Source organism: Methylobacterium sp. NMS14P (assembly GCF_028583545.1).
GTDB lineage: Bacteria > Pseudomonadota > Alphaproteobacteria > Rhizobiales > Beijerinckiaceae > Methylobacterium.
In genome coordinates, this window is sequence record NZ_CP087106.1 from 4086734 (window position 1) to 4102146 (window position 15413).

Annotated in this window: 18 protein-coding genes; 8 read left to right on the forward strand and 10 right to left on the reverse strand. The window is 71.2% G+C overall.

All coding sequences use genetic code 11. The annotated features are described in order from the left end of the window. Nucleotide 1: 1 nt before the first annotated feature. Nucleotides 2-727, reverse strand: coding sequence for a tyrosine-protein phosphatase (locus LOK46_RS19360; RefSeq protein ID WP_273559857.1), 726 nt, complete (start codon nt 725-727; stop codon nt 2-4). Nucleotides 728-936: 209 nt separating this feature from the next. Between LOK46_RS19360 and LOK46_RS19365 the strand changes: the two genes are divergently transcribed. Both LOK46_RS19365 and ppa read left to right on the forward strand, forming a co-directional pair. After that, nucleotides 937-1443: a GNAT family N-acetyltransferase gene (locus LOK46_RS19365; protein WP_273559859.1), complete on the forward strand. Its 507-nt coding sequence runs from the start codon at nt 937-939 to the stop codon at nt 1441-1443. Nucleotides 1444-1554: 111 nt separating this feature from the next. After that, nucleotides 1555-2088, forward strand: a complete 534-nt coding sequence (gene ppa / locus LOK46_RS19370) for an inorganic diphosphatase (RefSeq protein ID WP_273559861.1) — start codon at nt 1555-1557, stop codon at nt 2086-2088. Between the two features lie 40 nt (nt 2089-2128). On the opposite strand, the gene LOK46_RS19375 is transcribed toward ppa, so the two are convergent. After that, nucleotides 2129-2662: a gamma carbonic anhydrase family protein gene (locus tag LOK46_RS19375; protein ID WP_273559863.1), complete on the reverse strand. Its 534-nt coding sequence runs from the start codon at nt 2660-2662 to the stop codon at nt 2129-2131. A 157-nt stretch (nt 2663-2819) separates the two neighbouring features. On the opposite strand from LOK46_RS19375, the gene LOK46_RS19380 reads away from it, so the two are divergent. Next, complete coding sequence (locus LOK46_RS19380; RefSeq protein ID WP_273559865.1) at nt 2820-3098, forward strand: hypothetical protein; 279 nt, start codon at nt 2820-2822, stop codon at nt 3096-3098. Between the two features lie 109 nt (nt 3099-3207). Next, nucleotides 3208-3423, forward strand: coding sequence for a hypothetical protein (locus tag LOK46_RS19385; RefSeq protein WP_273559867.1), 216 nt, complete (start codon nt 3208-3210; stop codon nt 3421-3423). Nucleotides 3424-3452: 29 nt separating this feature from the next. Here the strand turns inward: LOK46_RS19385 and LOK46_RS19390 are convergent, their stop codons facing one another. Together LOK46_RS19390 and LOK46_RS19395 are read right to left on the reverse strand one after the other, a co-directional pair. Further along, complete coding sequence (locus LOK46_RS19390; RefSeq protein WP_273559869.1) at nt 3453-3617, reverse strand: hypothetical protein; 165 nt, start codon at nt 3615-3617, stop codon at nt 3453-3455. Nucleotides 3618-3711: 94 nt separating this feature from the next. After that, nucleotides 3712-4227, reverse strand: a complete 516-nt coding sequence (locus tag LOK46_RS19395) for an META domain-containing protein (RefSeq protein ID WP_273559871.1) — start codon at nt 4225-4227, stop codon at nt 3712-3714. Nucleotides 4228-4448: 221 nt separating this feature from the next. Here LOK46_RS19395 and LOK46_RS19400 point away from each other — a divergent pair, with 221 nt between their 5' ends. The 4 genes from LOK46_RS19400 (at nt 4449) to LOK46_RS19415 (ending at nt 7125) form a co-directional block, all read left to right on the forward strand. Next, nucleotides 4449-4772 (forward strand): XRE family transcriptional regulator, encoded by a 324-nt coding sequence (locus LOK46_RS19400; RefSeq protein ID WP_273559873.1) that lies wholly within the window; start codon nt 4449-4451, stop codon nt 4770-4772. A gap of 177 nt (nt 4773-4949) precedes the next feature. Further along, nucleotides 4950-5687, forward strand: coding sequence for a PIG-L deacetylase family protein (locus tag LOK46_RS19405; RefSeq protein WP_273559875.1), 738 nt, complete (start codon nt 4950-4952; stop codon nt 5685-5687). Further along, on the forward strand, nt 5684-6277 hold the full coding sequence (locus LOK46_RS19410; RefSeq protein WP_273559877.1) for a class I SAM-dependent methyltransferase: 594 nt from the start codon (nt 5684-5686) through the stop codon (nt 6275-6277). The genes LOK46_RS19405 and LOK46_RS19410 overlap by 4 nt, the downstream gene beginning before the upstream one ends. Continuing rightward, nucleotides 6274-7125, forward strand: a complete 852-nt coding sequence (locus tag LOK46_RS19415) for a glycosyltransferase family 2 protein (protein ID WP_273559880.1) — start codon at nt 6274-6276, stop codon at nt 7123-7125. The genes LOK46_RS19410 and LOK46_RS19415 overlap by 4 nt, the downstream gene beginning before the upstream one ends. Before the next feature lie 91 nt (nt 7126-7216). Here the strand turns inward: LOK46_RS19415 and LOK46_RS19420 are convergent, their stop codons facing one another. The 6 genes from LOK46_RS19420 to LOK46_RS19445 all read right to left on the reverse strand — a co-directional run bounded on the left by LOK46_RS19420 (nt 7217) and on the right by LOK46_RS19445 (nt 15302). Beyond that, nucleotides 7217-8188 (reverse strand): HpcH/HpaI aldolase/citrate lyase family protein, encoded by a 972-nt coding sequence (locus LOK46_RS19420; RefSeq protein WP_273559882.1) that lies wholly within the window; start codon nt 8186-8188, stop codon nt 7217-7219. Nucleotides 8189-8376: 188 nt separating this feature from the next. Further along, nucleotides 8377-11127, reverse strand: coding sequence for a phosphoenolpyruvate carboxylase (locus LOK46_RS19425; RefSeq protein ID WP_273559884.1), 2751 nt, complete (start codon nt 11125-11127; stop codon nt 8377-8379). Between the two features lie 172 nt (nt 11128-11299). Further along, nucleotides 11300-12190 carry a succinate--CoA ligase subunit alpha gene (gene sucD, locus LOK46_RS19430; RefSeq protein WP_010687110.1) on the reverse strand — a complete coding sequence of 297 codons (891 nt, stop codon included), beginning with the start codon at nt 12188-12190 and terminating at the stop codon, nt 11300-11302. A gap of 18 nt (nt 12191-12208) precedes the next feature. Then, complete coding sequence (locus LOK46_RS19435) at nt 12209-13387, reverse strand: malate--CoA ligase subunit beta (RefSeq protein WP_273559891.1); 1179 nt, start codon at nt 13385-13387, stop codon at nt 12209-12211. Between the two features lie 399 nt (nt 13388-13786). Next, nucleotides 13787-14428 (reverse strand): methenyltetrahydrofolate cyclohydrolase, encoded by a 642-nt coding sequence (gene fchA, locus LOK46_RS19440; RefSeq protein ID WP_273559893.1) that lies wholly within the window; start codon nt 14426-14428, stop codon nt 13787-13789. A gap of 10 nt (nt 14429-14438) precedes the next feature. Then, nucleotides 14439-15302 carry an NADP-dependent methylenetetrahydromethanopterin/methylenetetrahydrofolate dehydrogenase gene (locus LOK46_RS19445; RefSeq protein ID WP_273559895.1) on the reverse strand — a complete coding sequence of 288 codons (864 nt, stop codon included), beginning with the start codon at nt 15300-15302 and terminating at the stop codon, nt 14439-14441. Nucleotides 15303-15413 lie beyond the last annotated feature (111 nt).

Sequence of the window (15413 nt, forward strand, 5' to 3'; positions counted from 1 at the left end):
CTCACTCCCGCCGGAGCACCCGGTCGGCCGCCAGATCCGACCAGAAGCCCGGCCGGAAGTCGCGCTTGAGCGCCTCGGGATCGTAGACGGTCTCGACCCAGGTCAGGAAGTCGAGGCCGTTCGCCTCGCCCTCGAGGCGGTACCGGGCGAAGAACGCGTCGAGGATGCCGGTCTTGGCGAAGCGGAGATGGCCGTAGCGGGCGGAGAGCTGCCGGGCGGCCTCGGCCACCGGGCGGCCCTCGTGCAGGATCAGGTACAGGGCCGAGGCGAGGCCGGCCCGGTCGGCGCCGGACTTGCAGTGCATCACGGCCGGGTACTCGATGCCGGCGAAGAACGCCTTGGCGCCCAGGATGGTGGCCCGGTCCGGCGCCTCCCGCGAGCGGAGCACGAACTCGACGAGCTTGAGCCCGTGGCGCTCGCAGGCCTCGCGCTGCAGCGGCCACGACCCGTGCTCGCGCCCGCCGCGCAGGGAGATGATCGTCCGCACCCCCTCGGCCCGGAAGCGGGCGAGCTGGTGGGGGCCGGGCTGGGCCGAGCGCCAGAGGGCGCCGGCGCCGACCCGGTGCCGGTTGAGATAGGCGAGGCGGAAGACGCCGTGGTCCATCAGCAGCATGTTGGCCCAGGCCATCAGCCGGTCGCCGGGACCGGCGATCGGCCGCTCGAAGCGGGCGATCCGGGCCATGCGGCGCGCGTAGCGCGTCTCGGGCTTGAGGAAGCGGTTGAACAAGGCCGTGCTGCCGAGGGAACGAGCCCGGGCTCTACCAGCCACCCGCCGGCCCGGCAATTCGCGGGCCGGCAGACGACGGGCCGGCGGGCCACGCCCCGGAGCCGGCGCGATCCGGCGCCGTTCTTGCCTTCACTCCGCCCGGATCGGCATCGAACCTGCGCGGGCCGCGCGAGTTATCCGCCGGTCGGACGACGGGAGGCCCGAAGCCCATGAGCACGCGCACCACGAGCATCCGCCGGGCCCGCGAGGCCGATCTCGGCGGCTTGTCCAAGGTGTTCGATGCGTCGTGGCGCGAGGCCTATCGCGGCATCATCCCGGGCGTCGCCCTGGAGCGGCTGATCTCCACCCGGGACCGGGCGTGGTGGCGGGGCGCCCTGCGCCGCGGGCGGCCGATCGCGGTGGTCGAGACGGGCGACCTCGTCGTCGGCTACGCGGCCTACGGGCGGACGCGCAGCCGGTCGCTCGGGACCGAGGCCGAGATCGACGAACTCTACCTGCTTCCGGAGTACCAGGGTGTCGGCCTGGGCCGCCGCCTGTTCCGGGCGGTGCGCAACGACCTCGCGGATCACGGCCTCGCGCGGCTCGGCGTGTGGAGCCTGGAGGACAACGCCCGCGCCAGCGCCTTCTACGAGGGGCTCGGCGGCGTCGCCGGCCCGCGGGTGCTGGACCGCGTGGCGGGCCTCCCGCTCCCGAAGGTCGGGTTTCTCTTCGGCTAACGTTTTCCAGCGCTCGTTGCCGGGCCGCACCATCGACTGATTTGCTTTGCTAGGCCGCGCCTCTAAGAGATCCGGGAAGCGGACGAGACCGCATTCCGGAAGCGACACGCCATGAAGATCGACGCCATCCCGCTCGGCAAGAAGCCGCCGCACGACGTCAACGTGATCGTCGAGGTGCCGCTCGGCGGCGAGCCGATCAAGTACGAGATGGACAAGGATTCCGGCGCGCTGGTCGTCGACCGGTTCCTGTACACGCCGATGTTCTACCCGGGCAATTACGGCTTCATCCCCCACACCCTGTCGGGCGACGGCGATCCCTGCGACGTGCTGGTGGCCAACACCCGCGCGGTGCTGCCGGGCGCGATCATCAGCGCGCGCCCCGTGGGCGTCATGGTGATGCAGGACGAGGGCGGCGAGGACGAGAAGATCATCGCGGTGCCCTCGCGCCACCTGACCAAGCGCTACGACCGGGTCGAGAACTACACCGACCTGCCCGACATCACGATCCAGCAGATCCAGCACTTCTTCGAGCACTACAAGGATCTGGAGCCCGGCAAGTGGGTCAAGTTCGTCCGCTGGGGCGACAAGGAGGAGGCCCACCGGCTGATCGAGGAAGCGATCGAGCGCGGCAAGGCCAAGAAGTAAGGGCGGCCCGGCCGCTCCCGCCCGGGAGCGGCCGGGGGCGTCAGCCGTCGATGCGGCGCAGCCCGGCCCTGTAGCGCCGGGCATTCTCCACGTAGCGCAGGGCGGCCTGCCGCAGACCCTCGATCGCGGCCTCGTCGAGGGTGCGCACGGCCTTCGCCGGCGCCCCGACGATCAGGCTGTGATCCGGGAATTCCTTGCCCTCGGTGATGAGCGCGTTGGCGCCGACGAGGCAGCCGCGCCCGATCCGGGCTCCGTTCAGTACCGTCGCCCCCATGCCGACGAGGCTACCGTCCCCGATGGTGCAGCCGTGCACGATCGCCCCGTGCCCGATCGTGACGTCGGTCCCGATCACGAGGGGAAAGCCGGGATCGACGTGCATGATCACGCCCTCCTGGACGTTAGTGCGATCGCCGATGCGGATCGGCTCGTTGTCGCCGCGCAGGGCCGCGCCGAACCAGATCCCGACATCGAGGCCGAGATGCACGCGGCCGACCACCTGCGCGTCGGGCGCGATCCAGACCCGGTCGGGGTCGGCGAGGTCGGGGACGTGGTCGTCGAGGGCGTAGAGCGGCATGGCGGCCTTTCAGAGGGAGCGGTCGTCCCGACCGCGCGGCGCGGCCGGGATCGCGACAGATGACGCGCCTCGCCTGTCGCGGGAATGGTACGGCGCGTCCAGGCTGCCAATGCTAGGCTGGCTCCGCAAGCAGGCGCGGCCCGGATCGGAGACAGAGATGGCACGGCTCCCGATCCTGATCGGTCTGACGGCGCTCCTGCTGACGCAGGGGGCCGGAGCCGCGGATCTGCGGGAGGCCGCGCCCCTCGGCCGGTTCCGGGCGACCTGCGAGGATCTCGGGACTTTCTGCTTCGCCGACGCCTGCGGCGGCGATCAGATCGCGGCGGCCCAGGGCTGCCGGGCGCGCTGCCCGAGCGCGTCGATCGTCGAGGTCGTCCCGGCCGCCTGCCCGCTATCCGACGGTCGGCCCGTGACGATTCTCCGGCGCCGAGGCTGAGCCTCGGCCGCGGGTGGATTGCCGGGTGAAATATCGGACGTCCGCGGCAACGAAACGCGGACCGCGGCATTGACCGTTTCGAACAGGTGAACAACGGGGACGCGGACAGATGCTCGCGAACGCGCGCGATGCCCGCCGGAGCACGACGCTGACCAGCGATCTGCGCCCGCCCGAAGCGGGCCCGAACGCCGATCCCGTCCTGTACGGCGTCGCCGCCGGCTTGGCGGCCCTGTTTCCGCCGGTTGTGCCGCGATCGGAAGCCGCGCCCGAACCGCGCCGCGCCTCCGCGAGCAGCCGAGCGCCGGATACGACCGGCACGCGATAGAGCCCGGCCTGCCCGACGCGGACTCCGCCTCAGGCGGCGAGCCGGACGACGAGGAGGACCGTCGCCAGGAGCGGAACCGCCGCGGCGAGCCACAGGGCACCGGGATGAAAGCCGTCGGGCCCCGAGAAGCGCGAGGTCCGCGTCACCGCGGGACGCAGGGGATCCCCGCGTCCGATCCCGATCCCGACTGGCATCCGTGGCCTCCTCGATACGCGAGGAGTGAGCCTCGACGCCCATCAAGGGTGTCTGAATCGGCGGCCGTCTTCGTCCGGCGTGGTGAACCGGTCCTTAAAGGGCCCGGTCGAACTTCAGCTCGCCGTTCGGGCTCTTGAGCACGAGCTGCGAGCCGACCAAGTCCCACACCGCCGACGTGCGGAGGGCGATGAAGAAGGCCTGCTCGGTGGCCGCGAGGCCCTTGTCGCAGCTCTTCTTGGTGAGCGCGAGCGGGCCCACGGCGATGTGCTGCTCCTTCAGCGGGAAGGCGGTGGCCGCGAACGTGTTGCATCCGCCGTAGCCGCGGGCGCGGTACTGCTTGTCGATGATGAAGCTCGGCCGGTCGCCGCCCGCGAACGGCTTGCCGTTCAGGCTCACGGCGGTCCAGGTCGAATCCAGCGGGAACATCTTCTCGCTGGCCTTGGTCCCCGGCACGTACTGGGGCTTCTTCTCCTCCTCGCCGCCGGGACGGCGGTTGCCCCGGCCGAAGCCCGTGGGCGAGCCGCCCATCTGCGCCTGCGCCTGCGTCGCCGCCGACAGGTCCACGGCCAGCACGGCACAGGCCAAGCTCGCGATCAGCACCCCTCTCATCGTCCAGTCCCCATGTCGCGCGCGCCGCGCGCAGGTCATCCCGATCCGAAACCGCCGCGCCGGCCGCGCGGACCGACCCCTTACGAGGCCGTCCCGAATCCTTGCGCCTTGGCGGATGCGACAGGATTTCAGCACAATTATGGTCGCGCTCGGCCGGAGACCGCCTGGAAACGATCCGGGACCGTGATCGTTGTTGATCATTGCGAAGCGGGAGGATGACGTTGGCAGGATCGGACGAGGGCGCGCAGAGCGGGAGCCGGGCGCTCGCCATGACCCCGGCGCAGTCGCGGGCGGCCCGCGGGCTGCTCGGCTGGTCGGAGGCCGATCTCGCCCGCAAGGTAGGTCTGGACGAGCGATTCGTGCGGGATTTCGAGGGCGGCTACAGCGATGCGCCCAGCGGGCAGGTCGAGGCCCTGCGCAGCGCCCTCAGCGCGGCCGGAGCGGTGTTCAGCGACGCACCGACGCCCGGCGTCCACCTCGCGGCCGGCCGGGGCGTCGACGAGGGCACCCGCGCCGACGCTCTGACGACCGAGAACGATCGCTAACACCCGCCGGCTCTCCCGAACGCGCCGCTCATGGCGCGTTCATGCGCCGCGCCCGAGAACCGGGGACGCCCGAACCCGCGCACCGTCCCTGGAGCGTCCCGTGATCGATCCCGTCTGCAGCCCGTCGCGGTGCGACCGGCGCTTCCCCTCGGCCTCCGACCGGATCGGAGGCCGCTGATGCGCGCCGACGCCTTCCTGGCCGCCGCCGACGCGCTGCCCGTGGCGAGCCTCGACGCCCTCCTGGGGAGCCGGGGGCTCGTGGTCGTCGCGCCCCATCCCGACGACGAGAGCCTCGGATGCGGGGGGCTGATCGCCGCCGCCCGGGCGTCGGGGCGGCCCGCGCACCTCGTCGTGGTCAGCGACGGCTGCGGCTCGCACACGCATTCCCGCCTCTACCCGCCGGAGACGCTGCGCGCCCTGCGCGAGGCCGAGACCCGGCGGGCCGTGGCGGTCCTCGGTCTCGGGCCCGACGCCGTCACCTTCCTGCGCCTGCCGGACGCCCACGTCCCGAGCGACGGGCCGGAGGCCGAGGCGGCCGCGTCCGCGGTGGCCCGCGCGGCCGCGGCGATCGGGGCCGGCGCGGTCTTCGTGACGTGGCGCCACGATCCGCACTGCGACCACAAGGCGGCCGCCGCGATCGTCGCCCTCGCCCGGCCGCAGATGCCGGGCGTGCGGGTCTACGAGTATCCCGTCTGGGGCTGGACCCTGCCGCCCGAGACCGAGGTCGGGCCGAGCCCGGCCGGCCTGCGCCTCGACGTCTCCGCCTATCGCGAGACGAAGGCGCGCGCCGTCGCAGCCCACGAATCGCAGACCACCGACCTGATCGCGGACGATCCCGAGGGCTTCCGGCTCGAGCCCGCCATGATCGACCGGCTCTGCGGCCCCTACGAACGCTTCGTGGCCGTGCCCGCATGACCCGGCGGACTCAGACCCTCCCGGAGGATTACTTCCTCGGCATCTACGCGAGCGACCCGGATCCCTGGCGCTTCACCACGTCGTCCTACGAGCGCGACAAGTACGCGGCGACGCTGGCGGCCCTGCCGCAGGCGCGCTATCGGGCCGCCTTCGAGCCGGCCTGCTCCATCGGCGTCTTCACCCGCGCCCTGTCCGAGCGCTGCGAGCGGCTGCTCGCCACCGACCTGGTCCCGGCCGCGGTCGAGGCCGCCCGCGAGCGCTGCGCGGATCGCCCCAACGTCGAGGTCCGGCCGGGCAGGCTGCCGGCGGACTGGCCCGAGGAGCGGTTCGACCTGATCGTCCTCTCCGAATTCCTGTACTTCCTGGCCCCGGAGGATTTCGCCGCGCTCGTGCGCCGGGCCGGCGCGACGATTGCGCCCGGCGGCGACATCGTGCTGGTGCACTGGCTGGGCGAGACCGACTACCCGCTCTCGGGTGACGCCGCCGCAGAGGGCTTCATCCGGCTGTCCGCGCCCTTCGCCCAGGTGCTGAGTCAGGCGCGGACGGACGCGTACCGGATCGATGTCCTGCGCGCCGGACTCGCCCCGTGAGCGTCGCGGTCATCACCCTCAACAAGGGCCGGCGCGTGCACCTGACCCGCCTGCTCGAAGGCCTCGGCCGCGGCGACCCGCCCGATCGCTGCGTGGTCGTCGAGATCGGCGACGACGCGGCGCCCTACCCGGCCCTGCCCTTCCCGGTGGAGCGCGTCCCGTTCCCGCATGCCGGCCTGCCGCTCGCCGCGGCGCGCAATGCCGGGCGCCGGGCGGCCGGCGCCGACACGCTGATCTTCCTCGACGTGGACTGCATTCCCTCGGCGGGGCTCGTCGCCGGCCTGTCGCGGGCGGTGGCCGAGCGGGACGGCCTGATCTGCTGCGAGATCGGCTACCTGCCGGCCGGCGCGGTCGCGGATGGGTGGCTGGCCGCGGATCTGGAGCGGCTCGGCCACCCGCACCCGGTGCGGGTCTTCCCGCCCGCCGGCGCGGTGGCGCCGGCGCCGCAGCCCGGCCTGTTCTGGTCCCTCGCCTTCGCGGTGCGGGCCGCGACCTACGACCGGCTCGGCGGCTTCGACGAGACCTTCTCGGGCTACGGCGCGGAGGATACCGACCTCGCGTTCCGGGCCGAGCGGGCCGGCGTGCCGATCCTGTTCCTCGGCGGCCCCCGGGCCTACCACCAGCATCATCCGGGCTACGACCCGCCGCTCCAGCATTTCCGCGACATCGTCGCCAACGCGGCCCGCTTTCACGACCGGCACGGGATCTGGCCGATGGACGGCTGGCTCGACGGGTTCGCCCGGCTCGGACTGATCGCGGCGGATCGGTCGACCGGAATCGTGATTCACCGGGACCCGACGCCGGACGAGATGGCGGCGGCGCGGCTGCCGGACGATCGGCCGTTCTGACGGGACTTCGGGCCACGCGGCGCCGCCGTCCGCGCAGGGCGGATGGCGGATCCTGGCACGGGGCCAGGATCCGCCCGCGTCAGAGCTGTCTTCAGCCCTTCATGGCATTCGCCTTCTCGATCAGCGCCTCGGCCATGCGGATCGAGGCGATGTCGATGAGGCGGCCGTCCAGGGAGACGGCGCCGCGGCCGGCCTTGGCGGCCTCTTCCATGGCCTCGAGGATGCGGCGGGCCTTGGTGACCTCGGCCTCCGACGGGGTGAACACCTCGTTGGCGAGATCGATCTGGCTCGGGTGGATCGCCCACTTGCCCTCGAAGCCGAGGGCCGCGCAGCGGCGGGCCGCCGAGCGGTAGCCGTCCGGATCCGAGAAGTCGCCGAACGGTCCGTCGATCGGGCGCAGGCCGTAGGCGCGGCAGGCCACCAGCATGCGGTTCTGGGCGAACAGCCACGGGTCCTGCCAGTGGGTCTGGCGGTTTCCGGCCTCGTCCTTGTCGGTGAGCACCGAGAAGTCGGGGTTCACGCCGCCGATGACGGTGGAGCGGGCGCGGGTCGAGGCGGCGTAGTCGGCGACGCCGAAGGACATCGCCTCCAGGCGCTTCGACGACTGGGCGATCGCCTCGACGTTGGCCATGCCGAGCGCCGTCTCGATCAGCACCTCGAAGCCGATCTGCTTCTCGCGCTTCTTGGCCTGCTCGATCTGGGTGACCAGCACGTCGATGGCGTAGACGTCGGCCGGCACGCCGACCTTGGGGATCAGCACCATGTCGAGCCGCGGGCAGGCTTCGACGATGTCGACCACGTCGCGGTACATGTAGTGGGTGTCGAGACCGTTGATGCGGATCATCATGGTCTTGTTGCCCCAATCCAGGTCGTTCAGCGCCTGGATGATGTTGGTGCGGGCCTTCTCCTTGTCGTCCGGGGCGACCGCGTCCTCGAGGTCGAGGAAGATCACGTCCGCCGCCGACGAGGCCGACTTCTCCATGAAGGTCGGGTTCGAGCCGGGGACGGCCAGTTCGGATCGGTGCAGGCGCGGCTTGGCCTGCTGGATCAGGGTGAAGCTCATGGGTGTTCCTCTCTCTTGGTGACGGTTCTGATGCCGTTGCGGGATGGGGTCCCGGTCATCGGCGGCAAATGGCGCGCGCGAGGGTCGCTGACAGGGCGCGACCGCACGAATGGACCGGTTCCCCGGTAAGGGATCGAGGCGCGGGTCCCCTCTCCCGCGCGGGAGGGGGGAGCCTGTTGGGCTCTGCCCTATCCCGTCGCCCCGAAGCCGACCGCGATGCAGTTGATCGACAGGAGCAGGGCCGACTTCACCGCCTCGCGCCGGTCCTCGTCGGTTTCCGCGCGGTAGCGGGCGAGCAGCTCGACCTGCTCGCGGCTGACCTGGTTGATGGTCGGGAGCCGGCCCTTCAGGCGGTCCCGGAACAGCGGGAAGCGCTCGGCCAGATCCGTCCCTCCGCTCACCCGCAGCACCATCTCGCGGGTGAGCGCGTACTCGGCCTCGATCATCGAGAAGATCCGGTCCCGGATCGACGCGTCCGGGACGAGGCCCGCGTAGGCGCGGGCGATGTCGAGATCGACCATCATCAGGGTCTTCTCGACCTCGTCGAGGACGAGGCGGAGGATGCGGGACTCGTTGAACAGGCGCCTGAGGGTCGCCTCGCCGTCGCGGCCGCGCACCTCGAGGAAGCTCGCGAGCCCCGAGCCGACGCCGTACCAGCCGGTGATCACGTGCCGGTTCTGCGACCACGCGAACACCCAGGGGATCGCCCGGAGGTCCGAGAGCGAGCGCGCGCCGAAGCGGCGGGCCGGGCGCGAGCCGATGTTGAGGAGGGAGATCTCGTCCAGGGGGCTCGCCGCCTGGAAGTAGTCGACGAGTCCGTCGGTCTGGAGCAGCTGGACGTAGGCCGCCCTTGAGGCGCCCGCCAGCGCCTCGAGGGCGTCGTCGTGGCCCGGCCCCGCACGCTCGCCGTCGCCCGCCAGCGCGTGCTCGAACACCGAGGCCGCCAGCAGCTCCATCTGGTAGGCGGCCGTGCCGCGGTTGGCGTACTTGAACGAGACGACCTCGCCCTGCTCGGTGGTCCGGAACCGGCCGCGGATGGAGCCCGGCGGCTGGGCCATGATGCCCTTTTGGGTCGGCACGCCGCCGCGGCTCACCGAGCCGCCGCGCCCGTGGAAGAAGGCGATCCCGACGCCGAGCTCCTCGCCGAGCCGGGTCAGCTTGCTCTGCGCCTTGTAGAGCTCCCAGTTGGCGGCGACGAAGCCGCCGTCCTTGTTGGAGTCGGAGTAGCCGATCATCACCTCCTGCACGCCGCCCTGCCAGCGGGTGGAGCGGCGGACAACCGGCACGTTGAGCAGCGCCCGCATGATCGCCGGGGCGGCGCGCAGGTCGTCGATGGTCTCGAACAGGGGCACGATCGGCAGCGGGCAGATCTCGGTGCCGGCGGCGTCGAGGAACACCCCCGCCTCCTTGGCCAGCAGGTACGCGCCGAGCACGTCCTCCACCGAGCGGGTCATCGACAGCACGAAGGCGCCGAACGCCTCGCGGTCGAGGGCCTCGCGCATCTCGGCGACGAGGGCGAAGGTGGCCAGCGTCTCCCGGGCGGCGTCGGGCAGGTCCTCGAAGGACCGCTCGGGATCGCGCGGCCGGGCGAGCTCCGTGTCCAGCCACTGGCGCCACGCGGCCGAGCCGAGGGCCGGCGGCTCGCCGTCGCCGTTGCGCTGGCGCCAGAGGGCGTGGAGCGTGTCGGTGGTCCGGGTGGTGTTCTCGCGCAGGTCGAGGCGGACCGTCGAGAAGCGGAAGATCTCCACCATGCGCCGGACCGGGCGGACGAGGTCCCGCGCCAGCGCCCCGCACTTGGCCTCGGTCAGGCCGCGCTCCAGGGTGCGCAGATCCTCGATCAGCCCGTCCGCGCTCGCGTAGTCGGGACCGGAGGGATGCTCGCCCTCGTTGCGGGCGATGGTCGCCTCGATCTTGCGCGAGACGCAGGAGAGGTACTGGCGATAGGGCTCGCCCGGGTTGCGCCGGGTGATGGCGCGGGCTTGGCCGCTCTCGGCGAGGTTTCGGTCGAGTTCCGCGCGGAAGGCCTCGGGCAGCGGCAGCGAGCGCTCGGTGAGCGAGAGGGTCCGACCCAGCTCGCGGACGCCGTCGCGGTAACGCGTGAGCGAGGCGAGCGCGTTGCGGTGCAGGGTCTGCCGGGTGACCGCCGCCGTGACGTAGGGGTTGCCGTCCCGGTCGCCGCCGATCCAGGAGCCGAACTGGAAGAACGGCGGCACCCGGAACTCCGTGCCCGGATAGGTCTCGGCCAGCGCCTCGTGCAGGGTCTCCAGGGTCTCGGGCAGCATCTCGAAGAGGGTCTCGTCGAAGAAGTGCAGCCCCCAGGCCACCTCCCGCTCGACGGTCGCCTTCTCCAGGTGCAGCTCGCCCGTCATCCAGACCAGCTCGATCTGGTCGCGCAGCGCGTTCATGAGCCCGTTGCGCTCGCGGTCGGTCCAGCGCGGCATCTCCAGCTCGCGCAGGACGAGGTAGATCCGGCGGAACTTCTCCAGCACCGTGACCCGCTTGCCCTCGGTCGGGTGGGCGGTGAGCGTCGGGCGGATGCGCAGGTCGCTGAGCAGCGCCTGGATCTTCTCCGGGGGCACGCCCTGCCGGCGGGCATCCGCGAAGACCTTGGCGAAGGAGCCGCCGAGCGCGGCCCGGCCCTCCGTGCGCTCCACGTGGCGGCGCCGGCGCATCGCGGCGTTCTGCTCGGCGATGGAGATCAGCTGGAACCAGATGCCCTGAACCTGCAGCGCGCGCGCGAGCATCTGCGGCGAGAAGCGCGAGATGTCGGCCGTGCCGTGCAGGACCGCCTCGAGGTCGGGGTCGTGCCGGCGGGCGACGTCGAGCAGCGCCTGGAACAGGATGTCCAGCGCCTGCTCCGACGACGTGCCGACGATCACCGGCGGCGCGAAGGCCGTGGCATCGACGAGACCTGGGGTTGCGTGAAGGGTGCGGGTCATGGGGCCACCTCGTGGCGCATGGTCTTTTTCGAGGATGTTCAGCGCGGAGCGTCGTCACCGCCGCGACCGGGAGGGACACGCATCGGCCGGTGCCCGGCGCGACGAGCCCCCTCTCCCGCCCGGGAGAGGGGACCCACGCCGCATTCCGTGACTGTGCGGCGGGCCGGCCGCGCTACGCCGCCCGGGCGAGCACGTCGGCCACCGTCTGCCCGAACGAGCCCGGATCCGGCGCCACGGTCAGCCCGTAGGAGCGCATGATCTCGGCCTTCTCGGCGGCGCTGTCGCCGGCCGCCGAGATGATCGCGCCGGCGTGGCCCATGCGGCGCCCCTTCGGCGCGGTCAGCCCGGCCACGAAGCCGATCACCGGCTTCGACATGTTCTCGCGGATCCAGGCCGAGGCCTCGGCCTCCTGCGGGCCGCCGATCTCGCCGATCATCAGCACCGCGTCGGTGTCCGGGTCGGTCTCGAACAGGGCGAGGTGGTCGAGGAACGACGAGCCGTTGATCGGGTCGCCGCCGATGCCCACCGAGGTCGAGATACCCAGCCCGAGCTCCTTGAGCTGGGAGGCGGCCTCGTAGCCGAGCGTGCCCGAGCGGGAGATCACCCCGACATTGCCCGGGAGGTAGATGTGGCCGGGCATGATGCCGAGCATCGCCTTGCCGGGCGAGATGATGCCGGCGCAGTTCGGGCCGACCACCATGGTCCGCTTCTCTTTCGGGTAGCGGTACAGGTAGCGCTTCACCCGCATCATGTCCTGGGCCGGGATGCCGTCGGTGATCGAGCAGACCAGCCGCAGCCCGGCATCGGCCGCCTCCATGATGGCGTCCGCCGCGAAGGGGGGCGCCACGAAGGTGATCGAGGTCGTGGCCCCGGTCGCCGCCACCGCTTCCTTGACGGTGTTGAACACCGGCAGGCCGAGATGGGTGCGCCCGCCCTTGCCCGGGGTGACGCCGCCGACGACGTTCGTGCCGTAGTCGAGCATCTCCTTGGCGTGGAAGGTGCCCTTGTCGCCCGTGATGCCCTGGACGATGATCGGGGTGGTCTCGTCGATGAGGATGCTCATGGCGCGGTCTCCCCCCTCTCAGTGGTGCGTCTTGGCGGCGTCGCAGGCGTCGACCGCCTTCTTGGCCGCCTCCGCCAGGGTGTCGGCCGTGATCAGGTCGAGGCCGCTCTCGGCCAGGATCTTCTTGCCCGCCTCCACGTTCGTGCCGGCGAGGCGCACCACCAGCGGCACGTCGATCTTCACCTCGCGGGCGGCCTGGACGACGCCCTCGGCGACCCAGTCGCAGCGGTTGATGCCGGCGAAGATGTTGACGAGGATCGCCTTCACGTTGCGGTCCGACAGGACCAGCCGGAAGGCCGTCGCGACGCGTTCCGGAGACGCACCACCGCCGACATCCAGGAAATTCGCCGGCTCGCCGCCGGCGTGCTTGATCATGTCCATGGTGGCCATGGCGAGGCCGGCGCCGTTGACGATGCAGCCGATCTCCCCCTCGAGGCCGATGTAGCTGAGGTTGTGCTCGGCGGCCTGGGCCTCGCGGGGGTCGCCCTGCGACGGGTCGTGCATGTCGGCGATGCCCGGCCGGCGGAACATCGCGTTGTCGTCGAAGCTCATCTTGGCGTCGAGCGCCAGCACCCGGTCGTCCTTGGTGACGACGAGCGGGTTGATCTCCAGCATGGTGCCGTCGCAGTCGCGGAACGCCCGGTAGGCGTTCATGATCGTCTTCACCGCGGCCGAGACCTGCTTGATGTTCAGCCCGAGCTGGAAGGCGATCTCCCGCGCCTGGAACTGCTGCAGGCCGACCGCCGGCTCGACCACCACCTGGATGAGCGAGTCCGGCTCCTTGGCGGAGATCTCCTCGATGTCCATGCCGCCGCGCTGGCTGGCGATGACCCGAACGCGCTCGGCCTTCCGGTCCAGCACGTAGCCGAGGTAGAGCTCGCGCTCGAACGGGTCGGCGGTCTCGACGTAGACGCGCTGCACCGGCTTGCCCTCGGGGCCGGTCTGGTGCGTCACGAGGCGCTTGCCGAGGAGGTCCTTGGCGGCGTCGCGGACCTCGTTGTAGGTCCGGCACAGCTTGATGCCGCCGGCCTTGCCGCGGGCGCCGGCGTGGATCTGCGCCTTGACGGCCCAGAACGAGCCGCCGAGCTCGGTGGCGGCGTAGACCGCCTGGTCCGGACTGAACGCGATGGCCCCTTTCGGGACGGCCACGCCGAAGCTCGCGAGCAGCTCCTTGGCCTGATACTCGTGGACGTCCATTCGGCGCCTCCTCCGCGGTTCGTTGCCGCCGTTGACGCCCTTCACTTTAGTTGAGTCGAAAGATTACGCCCGTCAAATTTTTTAAGCAGCTGATTGACCGAGACTTTTTCGCGGCCGCAGCACGGACCGTATTCGACATTGCGGTGCAGCATACAGAAAAACAACGAGGCCGGGGCGTGATGCACCCGGCCTCGACTGTTGGATCAATACAAAGTTCGTTGGAACGCCTCGTTCAGGACGCTCTGTCCGTCATCGAGAGCGCAGCGAAGCGACCCAGGGCAGCGCGACCCCTGCGAGGGTGGCGCCGACTGGATTGCTTCGCTGCGCTGGCAAAGACGGCAGCATCGACGGGGCCGACCGGACACGCTGTGAAGCGTGGCGCTGACCCAAGTCGCCGATTCAGTTCACCTTGTCCTTGACGACGGCGTAGACCTTCTCGGTGAGCGCACCGGCCTCGCCGAGCAGTTCCTCAAGCTCCTTCAGCCGCTCGTCGGCGAAGTCCCGGTCCTCGAGACCTTTCGCGTTGACGTAGACGTTGAGGGCCGCGCTGCGCAGGCCGGCATAGGCGGAGAGCACCGCCACGCCGGCATCCGACACGACGTTGAGGTTGCCCTTGTCGGCCGTGATCGCCGCGAGGTCGATCACCGCGCGGCAGGCCCGGCAGCAGGCGAGCGGCACGTCGCAGGCGGTCTTGAGCGCCGCCTGGATCTTCTCCGCACGCGCGGCCTTCTCGTCGTCGGTGGCCTTGGGCAGGCCGTAGGCGCCCATCACGGCGTCGAAGGCCTGGACGTCCTCGCCGATCATGCCGGTGAGCACGACCCGCAGGCCCTCGGACTTGGCCAGCACGTCCTTCAGCTCGGCCTCGACCTCGACGTACTTCTTCTTGCCGATGGTGAGGTTGCAGACCATCGACACCAGGGCCGCGCCCATGGCGCAGGAGATCGCCGCCGCGCCGCCGCCGCCGGGGGTCGGGGCGGCGCTCGCCAGCTCCGTCAGGAACTTTTCGATGCTGTCGGTCTCGGGGCGATGCGTCTCGGTCACCGGCGCCTCCTCAGGCCATCGTCTTGGCGAGGGCGTAGATCTCCTCGGCGTCGAGCACCTTGTCGGTGCTCTCGAAGAGCTGACCGACGCAGGCGCGGTGCAGCTTGAGCTTCAGGCCGCCGATGCCCAGCGCGCCGAAGGCCTGCTTGCCGTTGCGCTCCTTGCCCTTGTCCATCACGTCGATGCCGCCGATGCCCGTCGGGGGCTGGGCGTTGTAGTCGGCGACGAACTCGATGGACGATTCCTGCGCCCAGGCCGCTTCCGGCAGCAGCTCGACGCCGATGGCGCCGGCCGTGAACACGAGGTTCGTGCCCTTGACCAGGGCGATGCGGGACGCCTCGTCGGGGGTGGCGGCGGCCTTCACGTTGACCTTGAAGCGCGTGTTGATCTGGTCCGCGGCGGCCTGGGTCTTGTCCAGCGCGCGGCCCGCGATGGTGACCTCGGCGCCCTCGCCGGCGAGCAGCGCGGCCGAGCGCATGCCGACCGGGCCGGTGCCCGCCAGCACGACGGCCTTCTTGCCCTGGAGCGACCCGGCGGCCTTGGCGACCAGCGCCACGCCCGCGGCGGCCGTGGTGTTCGAGCCGTTGGAGTCGAGCATCACCGAGACCCGGAAGGGGCCGAAGAAGCGCTTCTTGACGGCGGTGAACAGCGCCTCGCCCGCCGCCATGCTGCCGCCGCCGACGAAGATCGCCGTCGACTTCTTCTCGGAGCCGCCGCGGGTGTAGATCGTGCCGTCGACCAGCGCGCCGACATTGTCGGGATTCACGCCGCCGTAGCCGGTGATGTGGTCGGCGCCGCCGTCGTAGCCGACCACCGTGTCGAACACGTTCGGCACGGCATCGGTGTCGAACAGGAACAGCAGCTTCTTCGTCACGATTCGGACCTTTCTGTCGCGCCCTGCGGCGCTATCGTCTTGTTTTCAAAGGGCGGGCGCACCGAGCGACCCGTTCGCGCCATGGTGCGCCCGAGGCTTCAGATGGCCGAC